This is a genomic window from Nocardiopsis alkaliphila YIM 80379, assembly GCF_000341005.1.
Taxonomy (GTDB): Bacteria; Actinomycetota; Actinomycetes; order Streptosporangiales; family Streptosporangiaceae; genus Nocardiopsis; species Nocardiopsis alkaliphila.
Window position 1 is genome coordinate 43737 of the sequence record NZ_ANBD01000054.1, and the last position, 15879, is coordinate 59615.

At 67.2% G+C, this 15879-nt stretch carries 16 protein-coding genes and 1 tRNA gene; 11 read left to right on the forward strand and 6 right to left on the reverse strand.

Annotation, left to right across the window (positions count from 1 at the left end):
- Positions 1–25 precede the first annotated feature (25 nt).
- The 3 genes from D472_RS0108655 to D472_RS0108665 form a co-directional block, all read right to left on the reverse strand.
- Positions 26–697: a response regulator gene (locus D472_RS0108655; protein ID WP_017604089.1), complete on the reverse strand. Its 672-nt coding sequence runs from the start codon at positions 695–697 to the stop codon at positions 26–28.
- 244 nt (positions 698–941) lie between these two features.
- Positions 942–2444, reverse strand: coding sequence for an amidase (locus tag D472_RS0108660; RefSeq protein WP_017604090.1), 1503 nt, complete (start codon positions 2442–2444; stop codon positions 942–944).
- Positions 2445–2470: 26 nt separating this feature from the next.
- Positions 2471–3508 carry a D-2-hydroxyacid dehydrogenase gene (locus D472_RS0108665; protein WP_017604091.1) on the reverse strand — a complete coding sequence of 346 codons (1038 nt, stop codon included), beginning with the start codon at positions 3506–3508 and terminating at the stop codon, positions 2471–2473.
- Positions 3509–3830: 322 nt separating this feature from the next.
- Between D472_RS0108665 and D472_RS0108670 the strand changes: the two genes are divergently transcribed.
- The 4 genes from D472_RS0108670 to D472_RS0108685 all read left to right on the forward strand — a co-directional run bounded on the left by D472_RS0108670 (position 3831) and on the right by D472_RS0108685 (position 6910).
- Positions 3831–4313: a DUF3830 family protein gene (locus D472_RS0108670; RefSeq protein ID WP_017604092.1), complete on the forward strand. Its 483-nt coding sequence runs from the start codon at positions 3831–3833 to the stop codon at positions 4311–4313.
- A gap of 144 nt (positions 4314–4457) precedes the next feature.
- On the forward strand, positions 4458–5285 hold the full coding sequence (locus D472_RS0108675) for a maleate cis-trans isomerase family protein (RefSeq protein ID WP_017604093.1): 828 nt from the start codon (positions 4458–4460) through the stop codon (positions 5283–5285).
- 66 nt (positions 5286–5351) lie between these two features.
- Positions 5352–6098, forward strand: a complete 747-nt coding sequence (locus tag D472_RS0108680; protein ID WP_017604094.1) for a maleate cis-trans isomerase family protein — start codon at positions 5352–5354, stop codon at positions 6096–6098.
- 107 nt (positions 6099–6205) lie between these two features.
- Positions 6206–6910 carry a GntR family transcriptional regulator gene (locus tag D472_RS0108685; protein WP_017604095.1) on the forward strand — a complete coding sequence of 235 codons (705 nt, stop codon included), beginning with the start codon at positions 6206–6208 and terminating at the stop codon, positions 6908–6910.
- A 90-nt stretch (positions 6911–7000) separates the two neighbouring features.
- On the opposite strand, the gene D472_RS0108690 is transcribed toward D472_RS0108685, so the two are convergent.
- On the reverse strand, positions 7001–8467 hold the full coding sequence (locus tag D472_RS0108690; RefSeq protein ID WP_017604096.1) for an NAD-dependent succinate-semialdehyde dehydrogenase: 1467 nt from the start codon (positions 8465–8467) through the stop codon (positions 7001–7003).
- 139 nt (positions 8468–8606) lie between these two features.
- Here D472_RS0108690 and D472_RS0108695 point away from each other — a divergent pair, with 139 nt between their 5' ends.
- The 4 genes from D472_RS0108695 (at position 8607) to D472_RS27500 (ending at position 11426) form a co-directional block, all read left to right on the forward strand.
- Positions 8607–9857 carry an aspartate aminotransferase family protein gene (locus tag D472_RS0108695; RefSeq protein ID WP_017604097.1) on the forward strand — a complete coding sequence of 417 codons (1251 nt, stop codon included), beginning with the start codon at positions 8607–8609 and terminating at the stop codon, positions 9855–9857.
- A gap of 151 nt (positions 9858–10008) precedes the next feature.
- Positions 10009–10084, forward strand: a tRNA-Arg gene (locus tag D472_RS0108700).
- Positions 10085–10505: 421 nt separating this feature from the next.
- Entirely contained in the window at positions 10506–10853 is a 348-nt protein-coding gene (locus D472_RS28120; protein ID WP_161625102.1) for a helix-turn-helix domain-containing protein, read from the forward strand.
- Between the two features lie 162 nt (positions 10854–11015).
- Positions 11016–11426 (forward strand): integrase core domain-containing protein, encoded by a 411-nt coding sequence (locus tag D472_RS27500; protein ID WP_152447919.1) that lies wholly within the window; start codon positions 11016–11018, stop codon positions 11424–11426.
- Between the two features lie 86 nt (positions 11427–11512).
- On the opposite strand, the gene D472_RS0108710 is transcribed toward D472_RS27500, so the two are convergent.
- Positions 11513–12784: a HipA domain-containing protein gene (locus tag D472_RS0108710; RefSeq protein ID WP_017604098.1), complete on the reverse strand. Its 1272-nt coding sequence runs from the start codon at positions 12782–12784 to the stop codon at positions 11513–11515.
- Entirely contained in the window at positions 12777–13175 is a 399-nt protein-coding gene (locus tag D472_RS0108715; RefSeq protein WP_239642937.1) for a helix-turn-helix domain-containing protein, read from the reverse strand. The genes D472_RS0108710 and D472_RS0108715 overlap by 8 nt, the downstream gene beginning before the upstream one ends.
- Positions 13176–13421: 246 nt before the next feature.
- Between D472_RS0108715 and D472_RS25095 the strand changes: the two genes are divergently transcribed.
- The 3 genes from D472_RS25095 to D472_RS0108730 all read left to right on the forward strand — a co-directional run.
- Positions 13422–13853 (forward strand): WYL domain-containing protein, encoded by a 432-nt coding sequence (locus D472_RS25095; protein WP_017604100.1) that lies wholly within the window; start codon positions 13422–13424, stop codon positions 13851–13853.
- A gap of 38 nt (positions 13854–13891) precedes the next feature.
- Entirely contained in the window at positions 13892–14968 is a 1077-nt protein-coding gene (locus D472_RS26685; RefSeq protein WP_083903418.1) for a winged helix DNA-binding domain-containing protein, read from the forward strand.
- A gap of 95 nt (positions 14969–15063) precedes the next feature.
- Positions 15064–15879, forward strand: an 816-nt coding sequence (locus tag D472_RS0108730) for an FAD-binding protein (RefSeq protein WP_017604101.1), incomplete at its 3' end; no start/stop codon positions are given.

Below are 15879 nucleotides of genomic sequence, written 5' to 3' on the forward strand. Positions count from 1 at the left end.
ATTCAGGAGATTTCGAGGAAGGAGTTCAGTAGCGGCGACCGCGGAGCTCGGCGACCAGGACGGCGGCCTGGGTACGACGCTTCAAGTCCAGCTTGGCCAGCAGCGCCGACACGTAGTTCTTCACGGTCTTCTCCGCCAGGTACAGGCGTTCACCGATCTGTCGGTTGGTCATCCCCTCACCGATGAGGTCGAGGATCTGTCGTTCCTGCGGGGTCAGTTCGGCGAGGGGGTCGGGTTCGGCCTGCGTGCCGCGCAGGCGCTCCAGCATCGCTCCGGTGCTACCCGAGTCCAACAGGGAACCCCCGGCGGCAACGGTGCGCACCGCGCCGACCAGGTCGGCACCGTGGATCTGTTTGAGCACGTAACCGGCAGCGCCGGCCATGACGGCGTCGTAGAGAGCGTCCTCGTCGGCGAAGGAGGTGAGCATCAGGCAGGCGATCTCGGGGTGGTCGGAACGGATCTCCCGGCACACCTGTACCCCTGAACCACCGGGCAGTCGCACGTCCAACACCGCGACGTCGGGCAGAACGACGGGGATGCGCGATAGGGCCTGTTCGGCGGTTCCGGCCTCACCGACGACGGTCATGTCGTCCTCGGTCTCCAACAGCGCCGCGACACCGCGCCGGACGACTTCGTGGTCGTCGACGAGGAAGACCCTGATCTGCTTCCGAGTCTCCTCGGTTCCAACGCCCGACATCGGTCCTCCCTTTTGTCGAGTCCGTACGCTCGCCACACCACTCCGAGGAAGACGTTAATACGTGTAAGAGGTCAGTCGGGGGTCTTAGGACATCAACCTGCCCGGTCAAAAGTCCCATAACCGGCCAATTCGGTGCACGGAAAAGGGGGATGTCCGCGAGCGGTACGGACGTGATGATCGCCGCGCCACCGTCACCGTATCGCTACGCAGGGCCCCGGGGAACCGGCCCCGGGGCGCGGAACCCTCAGGGGCGATGGTCGGCCCACGGACGGGCCAGCTCGAAGGCACGGCAGGCCCGCAACACTCGGGCGTCCGAGTGACGGGGACCCACCAGCTGAAGGCCGATCGGCAGCCCCGATCCACTGAATCCGCAGGGCACGCTCGCCGCCGGCTGTTGCGTCATGTTGAACGGGTAGCTGAATCCCGCCCACGAGGTCCACCGTTTCCCGGCCGACTCCGGTGGCGACTCCAGCCCGGCCTCGAAGGCCACCATCGGCGTGGCCGGTGTCAGGAGTAGGTCGTAGGTTTCGTGGAAACGACCCATTCGGGCCCCCATGGCCATCCGCAGCGCCATCGCGGTCAGGTAGTCCTGCGCCGAGTAGGTCAGGCCCTCCTCGATGATCTCCCGCAGTCCCGGGTCCTGTAGTTCACGTTCGCGTTCGGTGAGCTTCTCGGTGGCCTTGGCCGCACCCGAGTACCAGAGCACGTGGAATTCCTCCATGGACTCGGGAAGTCCAGGGTCCGCCTCCTCCACCCTGGCGCCCAGGTCCTCGAACACGCGTACCGCCTCGGCCACCGATCGAGCCACCTCCGGGTCCACCGACAAACCACCCAGGGTGGGGCTGTAGGCGATCCGCATGCCCCGGACCATCTGGCGTGGGTCGTCGCCGTGTCCGGCTTCGGCCAGGCCGTGGCCGGGGGTCGGCATCGCCATCCAGTCTCGGGAGTCGAACCCCGAGATCACGTCCAGCAACAACGCCATGTCACCCACGGTCCGCGTCATCGGACCGGTGTGCGCCAGTGAACCGAACGGGCTCGCGGGATAGTGCGGCACCAGTCCCCAAGTGGGCTTGATCCCGCAGATTCCGGCGAAGCTCGCCGGGATGCGGATGGAACCGCCTCCGTCCGTTCCCGTGGACAACGGGCCCATCCCGGCCGCGACCGCCGCCGCCGACCCCCCGCTGGAGCCGCCCGGGGTGGTGGACAAGTCCCACGGGTTGCGGGTGATACCGGTGAGCGGGCCGTCGGTGACGCCCTTCCACGCCAGTTCGGGGGTGGTGGTCTTGCCGACGAAGACCGCTCCGTGTTCACGCATACGCGCCACGACCGGGGAGTCCTCTTCCCACGGCCCCTCCTGGGAGGAGGTCACCGAACCCTTCAGCGTGGGCCAGCCCTTGGTCAGGTGGATGTCCTTGACCGAAGCGGGCACCCCATCGAGCTTCCCCACGGGTTCGCCCCGCCGCCACCGCCGTGCCGAGGCGTGGGCGGCCTCACGGGCCTCTTCCGGGCGCACCAGACAGAACGCGTTGAGCGCCGGATTGTCCCGATCGATACGTTCGAGCACGGAGTCCACCGCCTCCACCGGGGACAGTTCCCCGGTGGAGTAGGCGTGTAGGAGTTGCTCGGCGGACAGGTCGGCCGGCGTGCTCTCACCGGTGCGTGCCGGGGGGACGGCGTGGCTCGCCTCGGTCCCACCGAGGGGTGTGCCCATGTCTTCGGTCCCGGCCCGGTCGGAACGGATCGTCACTTCAGCCTCCCAAGTCACGCGAAGGATCAGCCGGGCACGTAGCCTCGGCCCTTGTCCACGACATTGCGCAGTTCACGCCCGTCCAGGTAACGGGCGAGACCATCCAGGAACAGCTCCATCAGGTCCTCGCGCCACCCGACCACGTCACCGGACATGTGCGGGGAGACGAGGGAGCCTGGCAGGCCCCACAGCGGGTTGATGGCCTTGAGGGGCTCCTGTTCGAAGACGTCCAAGGCCGCCCCGGCGATCGTTTCCTGGTCCAGGGCGACGACGAGGTCGGACTGGACGACGATGGGTCCGCGGGCGATGTTGATCAGCCGCGCGGTGGGTTTCATTCGGTGGAGGAAGCGCTGGTCGACCAGCCCTCGGGTGGCGTCGGTCAGGGGCGCTGCGATGATCACGTAGTCGGCTTCGGGAAGCGCGTCGTACAGGGTGGGCCCGCCGTCGGCGGTACGTTTGTCCAGGCTGGAGGCGAACACCTGCCCGAAGTCGGGGTCCCCGTCCCGAGCGTGGCTACCGGAGGCGCGCACCCGTAGGCCCACGGCGGCGAGTTTGCGTCCGATGGCGCGGCCGATGGGGCCGGTGCCGACGATCAGGGCACGTTTGTCGCTGATCCGCTCGGTCTCGCGATGCCGCCACTGGCGTTCCCGTTGGAGGTTCCACGTGCGATGGAAGTCCTTGGCGAAGGCGATGACCAGCCCGAGGACGTATTCGGCGATGTGCTCGTCGAAGACGCCACGCGAGTTGGTGACCACCACGTCGCTGTCCACCAGCTCGGGGAACATCAGGTTGTCCACTCCGGTGGTGGCGGCGTGGATCCACCGCAGATTGTCGGCCTTGCCCCAGGAGGAGGACAAAGCCTCGGTGAACAGATCCCACACCAAGAGCGCGTCGGTTCCGGGAAGGGCGGCGGACAGTCCGTCGGCGGTGGTGTAGACGACCTCGCCGAGGCCGGGGTGGTCATCGAGGCGTTCGTGGTCCGGGGGCAGGTCCTCCCCGTGGAGAACCAGCAGCCGAGGGCGTTCGGGTGCGAAGACGGTGTTGGTACTGGGCGGACGGTTCACTGATGAGAGCTTTCCGGTAGCGACGGTTACCTGTGGTGCCGTCGGGGTGCTGGTTCGCCCTGCACGAGAAACGCTAGGGAGCGCACATGGGATTGTCAACAATCCACAAAAGTGTTCGTTCTGGGGCGAAAGTGCACTTCTGTACCCCGATGGCACTGCTGGGATACCCGTACCGAAGCAGAACTATTGCCGTACCCGGTTGGTTGATCCTAGGATTGTCGACAATCAACATCACTGTGACCTCAGTGGCCCGGAACCACGGGTCGGGTCGCTCTTGTGGACCCTGTAGGCCCCGCCGAAGGGAACCCGATTGCCCAGGTACATGACCGTCACACTCGCTCGACGCGGCGTCTGGTGTGTCGCGGAACTCCTCGACGAGGACGCACCCCGCACCTGTGAGGCCGTGTGGAACGCGCTGCCCCAAGGCGACGCCGCCCAACACGCCAAGTACGCGCGCAACGAGGTCTACACGATGGTGCCGAGGTTCGCCGATCCCGAACCCGGCCAAGAGAACCCCACCGTCACGCCGATCCCCGGCGACATCGTCTACTTCTCCTTCGATTCCGGAATGCTCGACCGTTCCTTCAAGGAGGACAAGGGCATCGGCCACCTCCCCGGGGTGACCGACCTGGCCCTCTTCTACGGCCGCAACAACCTGCTGATCAACGGTGACGTGGGCTGGGTGCCCGGCAACGTGTTCGCCACCGTCGTGGAGAACCTGCCCGCCATGGCCCAGGCCTGCAACGACGTCTGGCGTTCCGGCAGTGTCGGCGAACGCCTCCTGTACGAACGATGGGAACGCTGACCGGCGACCCTCGTCCAGTGGCCACCACCGCGCGTCGGGGGGTCTTCGGAAGAGCTCCGCCGCCGTTCCATTCCACACCGCATCACCCCGCACACCAGTCATTTCGCACACGAACCGAGCACATCAACGGGAGGTGAGTGACCGATGCGAACCCAGGGAACCGGAGCGGCCCTCGAGGGCGGCCCCGAACACACGACCGGAGTGGTGCCCACGCAGAGTGTCGTCGAACCGTCGGCGGCGACCACGACACCCTGGCAGGCCGGGGTGGGCGTCATCGCCCCCTATGACTTCGCCCTCGACCGTGAACTGTGGAGGTGGACGCCCGATGACGTCTCGCTGCACGTCACCCGCCTGCCCTACGTCCACGTGCCGGTCACGGTCGACCAGGCCGCCGTCCTCAGCAAGGGGAGGGGGGTGACCCGGGCCGTCCGGGCGCTCATGGCCCCCGAACCCTTGGCCGTGGGCTATGCCTGCGCCTCCGGCAGCTTCGTCCATGGCGCCAAGGGCGAACGCGAACTCCACCGCACCATACTCGCGGCGGGAGCCCCACGGGCCGTCACCACCTCGGGGGCGCTGATCAATGCCCTGGAGATCCTCGACGTCGATCGGATCGCGGTGGTCACCCCGTACGTGAACGAGGTGACCGAACGCTTGTTGCACTACCTCACCGAACACGGCATCGGCGTCACCTCCAGTGTCGGGCTCGGCCTGCTCAGCCACATCTGGAGGGTCACCTACGCCGAGGTCTCCCGCGCGGTGCGGGAGGTCGATCGCCCCGAGGCGCGAGCGGTGTTCATCAGCTGTACCAACGTCCTCACCTACGACATCATCGCGCCCTTGGAACGCGAACTGGGTAAACCGGTCATCGCGGCCAACCAGGTCACCATGTGGGCCGTCATGCACGCGGCCGGCCGCCGCGCCGTCGCACACGGACAGAGCCTGATCGACGTGGCCGCGCCCACCGCCGCCTGAGGAACACGCCCACGCCGGCACTTCCAGCCACCGCCCGGGAGGGCATCACGGACCCAAGGAGAGAACATGACCCGCGTCGGATTCCTTTACCCCGGTCACAGCGCCGAGGACGACTACCCGGTCTTCGCCGAGCGCCTCGGTGGTGTCGAACTGCCCTTGGTCCACACACTCATGCGCGAGGACGCACACCGGGTGGACGCCCTGCTGGAGGTCGGCGGTCAGGACGTGCTGGCCGAAGGAGCCCGAGAGTTGGCCACTATGGAGGTCGACTCCGTGGTCTGGGCCTGTACCAGTGGCAGCTTCGTGTACGGCTGGGAGGGGGCCCGCCGGCAGGTTCAAGGGGTGCGCGACATCGTGGGAGTCCCCACCTCCAGCACTTCCTTCGCCTTCGTGCACGCCCTGCGCCAACTACGCGTTCGGCGGGTCGCCATCGCCGCGACCTATCCCGACGACGTCGCCCGACGCTTCGTGGACTTGCTCACCGAAGCGGGAATCACCGTCGTGTCCATGACCGCTCGTGGCATCACCACCGCGGCGGAGGTGGGACTTGTGGAACCCGAGGAGGCTCTCGACTTCGTCATCTCCAACGACCACCCCCGGGCCGAGGCGATCCTGGTGCCGGACACCGCCTTGCACAGTGCGGATCTCATCGACCCCATGGAGGCGCTTGTGGGCAAGACGGTGCTCACCGCCAACCAGGTCAGTGTCTGGGAAGGGCTGCGTCTGGCGGGCCGAGGCGATGCGCGTTCTGGACCGGGCGACCTGTTCCGTTCCGGATCCTCCATGGTCCGTAGCGCCTTCGCCGCCCGTTAGCCTCGGTGGCCGGCCCGTGCCCGTGGTGTTCATCGAGGGCCGCCACCCCATGACCTCGGCCGACGTCTCGATCGCCTTGTGACCCCGACCCCGAGAAGGGAAAACCCATGTCAGCCCCTGGCCAGCTCAGACCCGTCCCACGGCGCTCCACCGCCGAGTTGATCGCCGACCAACTGCGTTCGGCGATCATGTACGGTTCCCTGTCCCCCGGAGACCAGCTCGGTGAGGCCGAACTCGCCGGACGACTCGGAGTGAGCCGAGGGCCGCTCCGGGAGGCGACGCAGCGTCTGGTCCAAGAGGGTCTGCTCCGCAGCGAACGACACAGGGGCCTGTTCGTGCGGGAATTGGCCCCCTCGGACGTCCGGGACGTCTACGTCGCCCGGCTCGCGGTGGAACGGGCGGCGTGCGAGCTGATCATGCGGGGCAACCGGGGTGAGGCGCTGGCCCGACTCACCCCTGCGGTGGACCGGCTGGTGGAGGCCGCCGCTCATGGAGACCGGGACGAGATGAGCGACGCCGACCAGGAGTTCCATCGGACCCTGGTGAGCTGTTCGGGCAACTCTCGGCTGGAGCGCATGGCCCAGACGCTGCTGGTGGAGACCCGTATGTGCCTGACGGTGATGCAGAAGGTCTATCCCGAGCCGGAGGAGCTGCTGGAGGAGCACCGACGAATCCTGGACGCCATCGTCGAGGGCGCGGAGGAGCGGCTGCTCTCCCTGATCGAGTCGCACATGCTGGACACCGTCGCTCGCATCAACGGGGAGGTCGAGGCGGGAGACGGCGAACGGCCGGGGGCCGATTCGGTGGACTGAGCCGGAAGGTACCGGACACCAGGACCGAGGAAGAGGGGCGGGCACCGCGCGGCGGCCCCGGCCCCTTTCCGTCCCGAAGGATCCCGGTGGTCAGGAGAGCCCGCCGATCCCCACGTACTTCGTGTTCAGGAACTCCTCGACGCCGACCCGGCCACCCTCGCGACCCAGCCCCGAGTGCTTCACCCCGCCGAACGGGGCCGCCGGGTTGGACACCACACCCTGGTTCAGTCCGACCATGCCGGCCTCCAAGGCCTCACTGACTCGGAAGGCACGATTCAGGTCCTGGGTGTACAGGTAGCTCACCAGGCCGTACTCGGTGTCGTTGGCCGCCTGGACGACCTCTTCCTCGGTGTCGAACGGCATCACCGGGGCCACCGGACCGAAGATCTCGGTGGTGGACAACTCCGCCGCGAACGGTACGTTCGCCAACACCGTCGGCTGATAGAAGTGTCCCGGCCCCTCACCGGGGCCGCCGCCCACCAGTACGTTCGCGCCGCGCTCCACGGCGTCGTCGACCAACTCCTGCACCTTTCGCAGGGCCTTCTCGTCGATCAGCGGCCCCACTTCCACGTCGTCGTCCAGGCCCCGGCCCGAACGGAGCGCGCCCATGCGTTCGCTGAGCCGACGTGAGAACTCCTCCGCGATCCCGGACTGGGCGTAGATCCGGTTCGCCGCCGTGCAGGCCTCACCGATGTTGCGCATCTTGGCCAGCATCGCCCCATCGACCGCGGCGTCCAGGTCGGCGTCGTCGAACACGATGAACGGGGCGTTACCACCCAGCTCCATGGAGGTCCGCAGCACCTGACCGGCGCTCTGTTCCAACAGTTTGCGCCCCACCGCGGTAGAGCCGGTGAAGGACACCTTGCGGATCCGGCCGTCGGTGAGCAGCGGCTCGGTGATCCCGCCCGCGTCCGTGGTGGGCAGGACGCTCAGCACACCTTCGGGCAGGCCCGCCTCGGTGAGGATGTTGGCCAACGCCAGCGCCGACAAGGGGGTCTGCTGTGCGGGCTTGAGGATCATCGTGCAGCCCGCTGCGATGGCCGGCCCGATCTTGCGGGTGCCCATCGCCATGGGAAAGTTCCAAGGGGTGATGAGCATGCTGGGTCCGACCGGCTGACGCATGATGAGGAAGCGCGACTTGCCATCCGGTGAGGTGGAGAACCCACCCTCGATCCGCACCGCCTCCTCGGAGAACCAGCGGAAGAACTCGGCGGCGTAGGCGATCTCTCCCTTGGCCTCGGCCAGTGGTTTGCCCATCTCCAGGGTCATCAGGATCGCCAGTTCCTCCTGATGGTCCATCAACAGTCGGTAGCCCCGGTGCAGGATTTCGCTGCGCTCTCGAGGGGAGGTCTTCGCCCACTCGGGCTGGGTCCTGTCCGCGATCTCCAGGGCCTCCATGGCGTCGTCCTCGCTCGCGTTCGCGACCTCGCAGAGCACCTTGCGAGTAGAGGGGTCCTCGACGGGGAAGGTGGACCCCGATGAGGATTCACGCCACTTCCCGCCGAGGAAGAGCATCTTGTTCACCTGCGCGACGACGTGTGCTTCCCGATCCGACATGCCTGGCTCCTCGATCGACTCGTGTCAAAGAACTGCCCGGCGTGAGTCCGCTGGACACCACCGCGCCCCGGATGTTTCCATAGCATCGTCGATTGTCAACAATCCTACGGAATCCAACAGAAGGAATTGAGGCCATCGCATGGCGGATCTCTCCCCGGCCCTCAAGCAGGCGACCCCGGTCATCGCCGCGCGAGGTGAAGGTGTCCACATCTACGACGAGGACGACCGCCGTTTCCTGGACTTCACCGCCGGAATCGGCGTGACCAGCACCGGTCACTGCCATCCCAAGGTGGTCGCCGCCGCACAGGAACAGGTCGCGACGCTGATCCACGGCCAGTACACCACCGTGATGCACCGGCCACTGCTGCGACTCACCGAACGCCTCGGAGAGGTTCTGCCCGAAGGGCTCGACCGGTTGTTCTACGTCAACTCCGGGAGTGAGGCGGTCGAGGCGGCCCTGCGCCTGGCCCGGCAAGCCACCGGACGTCAGAACGCCATCGTCTTCCAGGGCTCCTTCCACGGCCGAACCATGGGCGCCGCGTCCTTGACCACCTCCGGCACCAAGATCCGCGCCGGGATCGGCCCGCTCGTGCCCGGTGTGGTGGTCAGTCCCTTCCCGTACGCCTACCGTCTGGGCATGTCCGAGGCCGACGCCGTCGCCCACGCCCTGCGTGAACTCGACTACCAGTTCGCCACGGTCACCTCCCCCAAGGACACCGCCGCCGTGTTCATCGAACCGGTCCTGGGCGAGGGTGGCTACGTTCCTGCTCCGGACACCTTCCTCCAAGGACTGCGCGAGCGCGCCGACCAGCACGGGTTCCTGCTGGTCGCGGACGAGGTACAGACCGGCTTCGGGCGTACCGGCACCTTCTGGGGCCACGAGCCCTCCGGTATCCGACCGGACATCGTCATCACCGCCAAGGGCCTGGCCAGTGGCTTTCCGCTCTCCGCCATCGCCGCGCCCTCGGCCATCATGGACAAGGCCTGGCCGGGGTCCCAAGGCGGCACCTACGGCGGCAACGCCGTCGCCTGCGCCGGAGCACTGGCCACCCTGGACGTCATCCAAGAAGAAGGGCTCGTGGAGAACTCCGCCCGCCAAGGGGAGCGCCTCCAACAGGGCCTGGCCAAGATCGCCGAGTCGCACCCGGCCATCGGCGACGTTCGAGGCCGCGGCCTGATGCGGGCCTGCGAGTTCGTCAAGGCCGACGGTTCGCCCGACGGCGACACCGCACAGCGCGCTCAACGGGCAGCCGCCGAGAACGGGTTGCTCCTGCTGACCTGCGGCCCGGCCGGGAACGTCGTCCGCTTCATTCCGCCGCTCATCGTCGACGCCGACCAGGTCGACTCCGCCCTCGAACTGTGGGCGTCCTCCGTGGAGGAGGTCGCCTGACCCGCCCGGACGCCGCCGATCGATCGGCGGCGTCCGCATGGCCTGGCTCACACCGGAAAATGGCGCGAACCCACTCTGACACCGTGATAGAGTCGGAGACGTCGTAAGGGAGAGCACCAAGCCACCCGGGCGACACACAACTGAACAACATGCACTCGTAGCTCAATGGATAGAGCATCTGACTACGGATCAGAAGGTTGGGGGTTCGAGTCCTCCCGAGTGCGCCACCTTGAGACAGTGGCAGAATGGCCCTGAACTGCGGAAACGCGGTTCGGGGCCATTCTGTTCGCGGTGCCGGTGCACACCCGGCTCCGGCATGGGAGCCAAGTGGACTCCAAGACATACCAGCTCTGAGCTGCTGTTATTCCTGTGAGCTCCGGTGGGAGCCAACCGTTTCAGATGTTCGGCCGACTTTCGTCGGATTGCGATTACCGTATCCACGCCCCCAGAACACCGTCCTTTGGCCCGAAGGTGGGGATCAGGCCTCCAGCAGGCCCTTCAAGGTCGATCCCCCACCCGGGATCGGAAAAACTCCTTGCGGATGATGCCTCGCTCGAAGCAAGGCATCGACCGCTGACATCCGGCCGGGGAAGAGCACGGGGTCTACTACCTGTATCGACGGGCGTTGCCGCCTGCTCGGCCGTTCCCGTGACACCTACCACTGGCGCCTGCCCCCGCACCAACCCCGGTCAAAGGAGCCGGCCACGCGACCCTTACCCGGCTGCACTCACCGACGATGAATGGGTCCGGGTGCTGGAGTTGATGAACAGCGAGCCCTACGCCGACCTGCCGCCCGCCCAGATCTGCGCCCGAAAACTGGACGAGGGCCGCTGCCACTGCTCGGTGTCCACGATGTACCGGATCCTGCGCACACACGGCCAGGCCGGAGAGAGCCGCCACCCACCCGCCCAAGACCGTGCCCGAACTCCGCGCGGACGCACCGGGGCAGGTGTTCACCTGAGACATCACCCGCCTCAAAGTTCCCCGGCGTGGTGAGTACTTCCACGCCTACGGGGTCATCGACATCTACTCCCGGTACGTGGTGGCGCACACGGTGGAGCGGGCCGAGTCCGGGGCGCGGGCGCGGAGCTGCTCAAGGGTCTGGCCGCGGCGAACGGGGTGCCTCCCGGGGTGGTGCACGCCGACCGGGGTGCGGCGATGACCTCCAAGGAGGTCTGTCAGTTGCTGTTGGACCTGGGGTTATCGAGCGTTCGCATTCGCGGCCCGAGAACTCCGATAACCCGTACTCCGAGGCGCAGTCAAGACCCTCGAGTACGCGCCTACCCGGACCGGTTCGCGTCGTTGGCGCACGCCCGTGAGTGGTTGGAGGGGTTCATGGCCTACTACGACCACGAGCACCGACATTCGGGGATCGGGTACCACAGCCCTGCGTCGGTGCACTTCGGTACCGCCGGGCAGGTCCGCGAGCAGCGGGCCCGGGCCCTGGACCAGGCCTATGCCGCCCATCCGGAGCGGTTCTCGCGCCGACCGGAGCCGCCTCGGCTGCCCGAGACGGTGTGGATCAACGACCCGGCCCGCCGTTCAGACCCCACACCACAGATTGTTTGAGCAGGTCAACGTCTCATTTGACTTGACATCTTCCGCGATGCCCCACGGCGGTGGCCTCAGAAGATCGGGGGTGAAGCCATCGGATATCAGTGATCGCCGAGGCGGTCCAGGATGTGCCGGGTGTGGGCCCGCAGCACGGGAAGAGCCCTCTCAGCAACATCCTGGGCGCCTGGGACGAAACCGGCAAGCCCTTCCAGTACTTCCTCGAACGCCCTCGGGAACGCCTCGGCCAACATCACCACGCGCCCGATCAGGAGTTCCGGATCCAGCCCGAGGGTGTCAGCGGCCTTCCTCAACTGGTGGCGTCTGATCCGCGACGCGATGCGCTCCCCGCCGATGGACAGGGCCACCGACCTGTCGACTTTCCGAGCGTCGTAGGCCAGACCCGTGGCCAGGTCGTACAGCGGAGCCACCCGGGTCAGCCCCGGTGCGCGCAGCACAGAGATGTTCTTCGCGTGCCCGTCGGGGGCTCCGGCCACCAGGTTGACGATCAGGAAGTCCGCGAGGGCGAGCCGGTCGTCGAACAAACCGGTCGACTCGCGGATGAGGACCCGCATCATGTCCGCGAGTCCCGGTCCGTTGCGGGACTCGTACTTGTGCGCGGGCATTCGCCCGCACGCTTGCGCGAAGTCCTCTTGGTGCGTGCGCAGGACACGATCGCCGGACAGGGACCGGTCGAAGCGGTCGATCACGATGGCCCACTGGTCGTCGAACCGGGTGAGGGTGCTCTTGGCGACGACCACCTCCACGGCCGAGGCCGCCTCCATGGTGACGTGCTCGACCAGGGCCTGGTGGTGCAGTTGCTTGATCCCCGGCTTGACGATGTGCGTGGTGGCAGCGCTGCCGTGGGCCGTGTGCCAGCGCCCGTCGATCCTCGCGAGTGCGAACTTCTCCTGCTGCCCGCCCAACGACCAGTGTTCCCCTGGCATCGTCCAGGACGGCTCATCTCCGGCGAGTGCGCGGATCCGCGCGGCGATCTCGGTGTCGCTGGTCGGTTGGTGTTCGCCCTCGCGTGTGCGAAGCTCCTCCAGGTCCTCCTCGCGACAGAACTGGACGGCTCCTGGACAGTCCCAGCCCATCGCCGCGAGGATGCCGAAGGCATCGTCGACCGAGACCCCGAGTTGGTCGGACCACGCGGCGCGCGCGCCCTCGTTCTCGGGAAGCAGCCCGAACAGGTACGGGCTGACTCTTTTCGCTGGGTGTGCGGCTCGTTGGATGGGCAGGCGCGCGGAGAGTGCCACCTCGCCGTCGCGCACGTACTCAGCCGTATAGGAGAACGTCGGGTCCTCGTCGGAGGCTGCGCGTTCCAGGTGTCCCACGACCTCACCTGACAGTAGGACGGCCAAGCGCTCAATCATCGTCGGTGCTCCTGGTGTCAGCGGTCGGCAGGCCCCAGGAGGCCCGGCGCGCTCGCGAGGCCGTCCTCAGGTCGGCGCCGACGTCGTCCGGTTCGTCCTGCCGGGTGCCCGTCTTCTGCGCGGGTGCGGCACGGGTCCGATCGGAGCTCTGCTGCGCCTGTGGCGCGTCGCCGTTTGATCGCAGGGTGAGGGTGAGGTCCAGGGCGGCGAAGAGTCGCAGTAAGGGCTCCAATTCGGCGCCGCGGTGTCCGGCCTCGACGCGGGCCAGCCAGGAGCGGGAGACACCGGCCCGGACTGCCAGGGCCGTCTGGCTGAGGCCCTGGGAGAGCCGCTTATCGCGGACCAGAGCGCCGAGTTTGGACCACCCTGTCAGCGTGAACTCTTCCGGCATCGCATGTTCTCCGTCCTCGTTCGAGGACATTGTAAGCATGTCCTCGAACGAGGACAAACACGAGTTGTCCTCGAGCGAGGACAGTAGAATCGATGGGCGGTGGACGACTTCAGGTCGACCGATGAACATGCGGGGGCGTCCACACGAAACTCCGACTCGCCCTGCCGAGGAGATTCTGTGGGTTTCGTGCGGCATGGCCTGCGCAGCGGGGCAAGACCATCCCGCGGCCGCCGTCTGACGTCGGTCATGGGACTCGAGTCGGCTCCCACGGCATGGGCGGCGCAGGGTGTGCGGAACTCTCAGGATCGGCTGGAGATCCGTGCGCCGCCAGGTCCCGGGTTCTCTTCGCGGTCGCTGCCGGTCGATGACCTGACCGACTTCTTCTCCACCGGTTCGAAGACCGCACGGTTTCGCTACGAGGCAGTACTGATGACGCATGGGTCGGCCACCGAGGTGGCCGATGAGGTGCCCCCGACCCTCGGCACGGTGGAACCGGTGAGTGACGAGAAGTGTTTCCTGAGGATGGGGTCGAACAACCTCGATCACTTGGCCGTGTGGACGGCTGCGTTCGGTTGCGAGTTCGAGGTGGTCGAACCCTCCGAACCACAGGAGCGCCTCAGGGACCTGACATCTCGCCTTCAGCGATCGGTCGGGCTGGAAGGGCCTCCCTCCCACTGAAGGTCAGAACCCGCGCCGTGCACGGGTGAAAGGACGTTATGGCCGTACTGGACCACCGAAGCCTCAACCGAGCCACACCGCACCGGCAGTTGCTGCTGCGATCCTCCGACATGTCCGCGGTGGAGGTGATCGAGCACTTGGTGGGTCTTCAGGCTCAGGACCCCGTCCCGCCTGATGTGGGGCTATGGAGCAGGATGAGGAACTTCGGCATCGATGATCTCGAAAAGTCACTTCACGAGCGCGCCGTCGTGCGATCGACCCTTTTCCGAGGTACGCAACATCTGGTCTCCGCCGAGGACTATCTGTGGCTGCGTCTTCTACTACAGCCGATGTCGGACCGCTGGCAAAAGGGTGGGTTCGGTCGGTTCACCCGTGGGATCGATCTCGTCGCACTCGCTGGGAGGGCACGAGTCGTGATCGGTACCGGGGTCGTGGCCAGGCCCGACCTGGGGCGGGCTCTGGCCGGGCAGGGACGCGGTCGCGCTCGCCCGTTCGGTACAGGGAGTGCTTCCGGTGGTCCATCCGCCACCGAACGGCCTTCGGGGGCGGCGCGGGACCACTCCGTTCACGTTGGCCGAGCAATGGCTCGGGCGGCCGTTGTCCGAGGTGCCCTCCCCCAGGATCTGGTTCTGCGGTACCTGGCCTCCTTCGGCCCGGCCACCGTCAAGGACATCCAGACCTGGAGCGATATGACCCGACTGCGTGAGGTCGTCGGCCGGTTGCGCCACCGGTTGCTGGTGCTGGGTGGCGAAGAGGGCGCAGACCTGTTCGATCTGCCCGACGCACCTCGCCCCGACCCGGACACCTCGGCGCCGGTTCGCTTCCTGGCGGCCCTGGACAACGTGGTGCTGGGACACGCCGATCGCTCTCGGATCATGCGGCAGGAACAGCGCAAGCACGTCATCGTCCATGCGGCGTTATTCGTGGACGGTTTCGTGCACGGGCTATGGAAGATCGATCGGACAAAGGGGTCGGTCGTTTTGAGCGTGCGACTGTTCGAATCGTTGCCGAGCACCGAGAAGGAGAACGTCCTCCGGGAGGGAGGACGTCTGTTGCGCTTCGCGGCCGGCGGAGCCGACGACCACGACATCCGATTCACCATGGTTCAGGACTGAGCGAAGCCGTCGGGGACGGTCTGGTAGCGTGCCCGATCTGCCCCTGGGACCGCTCCCACCCTGGGCCGACCATTCCTTGAACCGTTGGAGGCCCGATGTCCGCCTCGCCCACACCGGTCCGAAACTGGGCCGGAAACCTCACCTACGCCAGCCCTCGGATCCACCGGCCGACCAGTGTGAACGAACTCGCCGCACTGGTGCGCCTCACCCCCCGGATCCGGGCGTTGGGCAGTGGACACTCCTTCAACCAGGTCGCCGACTCCGGGAACGACCTCGTTCGGCTCGACGCCCTCCCACGAGAGATCGAGATCGACCCGGTCTCGTCCACGGTCACCGTCTCGGCGGGCACCCGTTACGCCGACCTCGCCGCCGAACTGCACCGGCGGGGGTTCGCCCTGGGCAACCTGGCCTCACTGCCGCACATCTGTGTGGCCGGCTCCTGCGCCACCGGGACACACGGCTCGGGTGATCGACAGCGCTGCCTGTCCGCGGCGGTGCGGGGGATCGAGTTGATGGGTCCCGAGGGTGAAGTCGAGTGGCTGCGCACCGGCACCGACGTCTTTCCCGGCTCGGTGGTCGCACTCGGGGCCCTGGGCGTCGTCACCCGACTCACCCTGGAGATCGAACCGACCTTCGCGGTCGCCCAGCGGGTGCGTCTGGACGCACCGCTGGACCAGGTCGCCTCGGAGTTCGACGCGGTGTTCGGCTCCGCCTACAGCGTCAGCCTCTTCACCGACTGGAACGGGAGCACCGGGCGGGTCTGGTGCAAACACCGTGTGGATGAACCGGAGGGTGCCTGGGGCGGGGGCCGACCGGCGAGCGAACCCCAGCATCCCGTTCCGGGAATGCCGACCGCACCCGCCACCGAACAGCTCGGAACGGCCGGTCCGTGGTTCGAGCGGCTGGCGCCC

Coding starts and splice junctions, on each gene's coding strand:
- D472_RS0108655 (WP_017604089.1), bottom strand. CDS start 697: ATGTCGGGCGTTGGAACCGAGGAGACTCGGAAGCAGATCAGGGTCTTC.
- D472_RS0108670 (WP_017604092.1), top strand. CDS start 3,831: ATGACCGTCACACTCGCTCGACGCGGCGTCTGGTGTGTCGCGGAACTC.
- D472_RS0108675 (WP_017604093.1), top strand. CDS start 4,458: ATGCGAACCCAGGGAACCGGAGCGGCCCTCGAGGGCGGCCCCGAACAC.
- D472_RS0108680 (WP_017604094.1), top strand. CDS start 5,352: ATGACCCGCGTCGGATTCCTTTACCCCGGTCACAGCGCCGAGGACGAC.
- D472_RS0108685 (WP_017604095.1), top strand. CDS start 6,206: ATGTCAGCCCCTGGCCAGCTCAGACCCGTCCCACGGCGCTCCACCGCC.
- D472_RS0108690 (WP_017604096.1), bottom strand. CDS start 8,467: ATGTCGGATCGGGAAGCACACGTCGTCGCGCAGGTGAACAAGATGCTC.
- D472_RS0108695 (WP_017604097.1), top strand. CDS start 8,607: ATGGCGGATCTCTCCCCGGCCCTCAAGCAGGCGACCCCGGTCATCGCC.
- D472_RS27500 (WP_152447919.1), top strand. CDS start 11,016: ATGACCTCCAAGGAGGTCTGTCAGTTGCTGTTGGACCTGGGGTTATCG.
- D472_RS0108710 (WP_017604098.1), bottom strand. CDS start 12,784: ATGATTGAGCGCTTGGCCGTCCTACTGTCAGGTGAGGTCGTGGGACAC.
- D472_RS0108715 (WP_239642937.1), bottom strand. CDS start 13,175: ATGCCGGAAGAGTTCACGCTGACAGGGTGGTCCAAACTCGGCGCTCTG.
- D472_RS25095 (WP_017604100.1), top strand. CDS start 13,422: ATGGGACTCGAGTCGGCTCCCACGGCATGGGCGGCGCAGGGTGTGCGG.
- D472_RS26685 (WP_083903418.1), top strand. CDS start 13,892: ATGGCCGTACTGGACCACCGAAGCCTCAACCGAGCCACACCGCACCGG.